Source organism: Streptomyces anandii JCM 4720 (assembly GCF_014650655.1).
Classification (GTDB): Bacteria; Actinomycetota; Actinomycetes; order Streptomycetales; family Streptomycetaceae; genus Streptomyces; species Streptomyces anandii.
On sequence record NZ_BMVJ01000004.1, the window covers coordinates 457851 to 461576 of the forward strand.

Annotated in this window: 2 protein-coding genes and 2 pseudogenes; all 4 read right to left on the reverse strand. The window is 71.2% G+C overall.

Annotated features, from left to right (window positions below; genetic code table 11):
- Positions 1-130, reverse strand: a pseudogene (locus tag IE249_RS36885) (XRE family transcriptional regulator); the annotation flags it as partial.
- 116 nt (positions 131-246) lie between these two features.
- The gene (locus IE249_RS10800) at positions 247-1629 is read right to left on the reverse strand and encodes an aspartate aminotransferase family protein (RefSeq protein WP_189704538.1); all 1383 of its coding nucleotides are present in this window, start codon (positions 1627-1629) and stop codon (positions 247-249) included.
- Positions 1626-3545 carry a 1-deoxy-D-xylulose-5-phosphate synthase gene (gene dxs / locus IE249_RS10805; protein ID WP_189704539.1) on the reverse strand — a complete coding sequence of 640 codons (1920 nt, stop codon included), beginning with the start codon at positions 3543-3545 and terminating at the stop codon, positions 1626-1628. The genes IE249_RS10800 and dxs overlap by 4 nt, the downstream gene beginning before the upstream one ends.
- A gap of 30 nt (positions 3546-3575) precedes the next feature.
- Positions 3576-3726 (reverse strand): annotated as a pseudogene (locus tag IE249_RS10810) (flavodoxin-dependent (E)-4-hydroxy-3-methylbut-2-enyl-diphosphate synthase); the annotation flags it as partial.

Here is a 3726-nt window from a genome sequence, read left to right on the forward strand (position 1 = left end):
ACAGCCCGGCGGAGCGGGCCGCGGCCTCCAGGGTGAGGGAGGCCCGGCGGCGCAGCGCGCGCAGTTGGGGCGCGACGGCGGGCAGGGTCTCGGCCGGGCCCGCCGAGGGCTCGGACTCGGGAGAGCTCATGACTCCATTGAGCCCCAGCCTTGCCTCAGCGGCAAATTTCTTGCCTGAGAGGCAAAGCCCGCACGGCCTGAACTCCTACGGCGCGGTCCCCGGCCCCATGCCCGGTGACCGGCGCCTCACCGGTTCGCCACGGCCTGCTTCACCAGTGTCTTGCCGAAGTCCCACATCAGCCCGCCTCCGTGCGCGTCGTCCATCACGGCGGTGAAGGCCTCCACGAACCGGTCGACCTCCGCCTCCCCGATCACCAGCGGCGGGATCAGCTTGATCACCTCCAGGTGGTCGCCGGAGACCTGGGTCAGGATCCGGTGCCGCTGCAGCAGGGGCACGACCACCATCTGCGCGAACAGGCCCTTGCGTGCGGCCTGCAGCATGGTCCACCGGCCGCGCAGCTTCAGCGACTTCGGCCGGCCGAACTCGATGCCGATCATCAGGCCCCGGCCGCGCACGTCGGCGAGCAGCTCGTACTTGTCGACGAGGGCCGCGAGCCGGGTCTTCAGCAGCTCGCCGGTGGCCCGGGCGTTCGCCACGATCTGCTCGTTCTCCATGACCGACAGCACGGCGAGGCCGGCCGCCATGGCCTGGGCGTTGGAGCCGAAGCTCGCCGAGTGGACCAGCACCCGGTCGATCGAGGAGTAGACCTTCTTGAAGATCCAGTCCTTGCCCAGGGTCGCGCCCACCGGCACATAGCCGCCCGAGAGGGCCTTGGCGACGCACACCAGGTCCGGCTCGACGCCGCCCTCGTGCTGGTAGGCGTAGAAGTCGCCGGTGCGGCCGAGGCCGGTCTGCACCTCGTCGGCGATGAGCAGTGCCTTGTGCCTGTGCAGCAGCTCCTGGGCGGCCCGCAGATGGCCGGGCGGGGCCTCGTGGACGCCCTTGCCCTGGATCGGCTCGACGATCAGGGCGGCCACGTCGCCCTTCCTCAGCTCGCGGGCGAGCGCGTCGAGGTCGCCGAGCGGGATCGCGGTGTCGGGCAGCAGCGGGGCGAAGCCGTCCCGGAAACCCTCCTCGCCGTTCACCGACAGCGAGCCGGTGGTCAGCCCGTGGAAGGAGTGCTCGCAGTACAGGATCCGCGGCTTACCGGTGGCGCGGCGGGCGAACTTCAGGGCGGTCTCGACCGCCTCGGTGCCGCTGTTGCCGAAGAAGACCCGGTCCAGGTGCGGGCTGTGCGTGAGCAGCCGCTCCGCGAGCAGGCCCGGCAGCGGCGGGCAGTCGAAGCGGGTCAGGTCGGCCAGGGAGGCGTCCAGGACGTCGTGCAGCGCCCTGCGGACGACAGGGTGGTGGCGCCCTAGGCCCATCACCCCGAACCCGGCGAGCATGTCCAGGTAGTCGTTGCCCTCCGCGTCCCAGAAGTAGGCGCCCTCGGCCCGCTCGTAGACCTTGTCGAAGCCGATGGTGTGCAGCATGCGCGGCAACTGGTGGTTGAGGTGCTTCGCGTGCAGCTGGTAGCGCTCGGCTCCGCGCTCGGCCAGGAGAGCGCCGAGGTCGAACTGGGTGGTCATTCGGTTTTCTCCTTGACTGCCATGACGTCCCCGGCCGCTCCGGCCTGCTCGCGGACGGCGAGGCTGGCGCCGATGCGGCCGGCCACCTCGACCGGGGTGAGGCCGATGTCGGCGAGCACCTCGTTGCGTTTGGCGTGCGCGAGGAACTGCTCCGGGATGCCGAACCGCCGCACCGGTACGTCCACTTCGGCGTCGCCGAGCGCCAGCGCGACCGCCGAGCCGACCCCGGCCGCCCGGCTGTTGTCCTCCACGACCGCCACCAGCCGGTGCGCCGCGGCCAGTTCCGGCAGCGCCGGGTCGACGGGCTTGACCCAGCGGGGGTCCACGACCGTGCAGCCGATGCCGCGTGCCTGGAGCAGCTCGGCGGCCTGCAGGCAGACCGGCGCCATCACGCCGACGGCGACCAGGAGCACCTCGGGCCGCTCCGCCCGGTGCAGCACGTCCATCCCGCCCACCCGGTCCACCGCCGGGATCTCGGGGCCCACCGACTCCTTGGGGAAGCGGACGAGCGTCGGCGCGTCGTCGACGGCGACGGCCTCGCGCAGCTGCGCCCGCAGCTGTTCGGCGTCGCGCGGCGCGGCGATCCTCAAGGTCGGCACCACCTGGAGCACGGACATGTCCCACATGCCGTTGTGGGAGGGCCCGTCGACGCCGGTGACGCCGGCCCGGTCCAGTACGAAGGTGACCCCGCAGCGGTGCAGGGCCACGTCCATGAGGAGCTGGTCGAAGGCGCGGTTGAGGAAGGTGGCGTAGACGGCGACGACCGGGTGGAGTCCGCCGGTGGCCAGGCCCGCCGCGGAGACGGCGGCGTGCTGCTCTGCGATGCCCACGTCCCACACGCGGTCCGGGAAGCGTTCGGCGAACCTGCCGAGGCCCACCGGGTGCAGCATGGCGGCCGTGATCGCCACCACGTCCTCGCGCTCCTCGCCGATCCGCACGATCTCGTCGCCGAACACCGAGGTCCACGACGGTCCGCTGGAGGGCGTGAGCGGGGCGCAGGTGAGCGGGTCCATCACTCCCACGGTGTGGAAGTGGTCCTCCTCGTGGGCGAGGGCGGGCTCGTAGCCGCGGCCCTTCTCGGTGAGGCAGTGCACGAGCACGGGCCCGTGGAAGCGTTTCGCCCGGCGCAGCGCGGACTCGACGGCGCGCACGTCGTGCCCGTCGATCGGACCGAGGTACTTCAGCCCCAGGTCCTCGAACATGCCCTGCGGCGCGAAGGCGTCCTTGAAGCCCTTCTTGGCGCCGTGCAGCGACTCGTAGAGCGTGTTGCCGACCACCGGGGTGCGCTGCAGTACGTCCTTGCCCCAGGCCAGGAACTTCTCGTAGCCGTCGGTGGTGCGCAGGGTGGCCAGGTGGTTGGCGAGGCCGCCGATCGTCGGGGCGTAGGAGCGCTCGTTGTCGTTGACGACGATGATCAGTGGCCGGTCGCGGGCGGCCGCGATGTTGTTCAGCGCCTCCCAGGCCATGCCGCCGGTGAGCGCGCCGTCCCCGATGACGGCGACGACATGGCCCTTCTCCCCCTGCACCTGGCGCGCCTTGGCGAGCCCGTCGGCCCAGCCCAGCGCGGTCGAGGCGTGGCTGTTCTCGATGACGTCGTGCTCGGACTCCTCGCGCGAGGGGTAGCCGGACAGGCCGCCCTTGCCGCGCAGCTTGGAGAAGTCCTGACGTCCCGTCAGCAACTTGTGCACATAGCTCTGGTGACCGGTGTCCCACAGGATCCGGTCGGCCGGCGACTCGAAGACCCGGTGCAGCGCGACGGTCAGTTCCACCACACCCAGGTTGGGCCCGAGGTGACCGCCGGTCCTGGCGACCGCGTGCACCAGGAAGTCACGTATCTCGTCGGACAGTTCACCGAGTTCCGCCTCGGACAGCGCCTTCAGGTCGCGTGGTCCACGGATGCTCTCCAGAATGGTCACGCTGGGCCCCCTCTCGGTCCGTGCTGTGCTTCAACTCACTGTCACCGTCGGTGTCCCCGTGACGTCGGGGGCGCCGGCCGCGGCACCGTCCTGCTCCATCTGCCCGGCGAGCTTCATGGCCTCCTCGATGAGGGTCTCCACGATCTTCGACTCGGGCACCGTCTTGATGACCTCGCCCTTG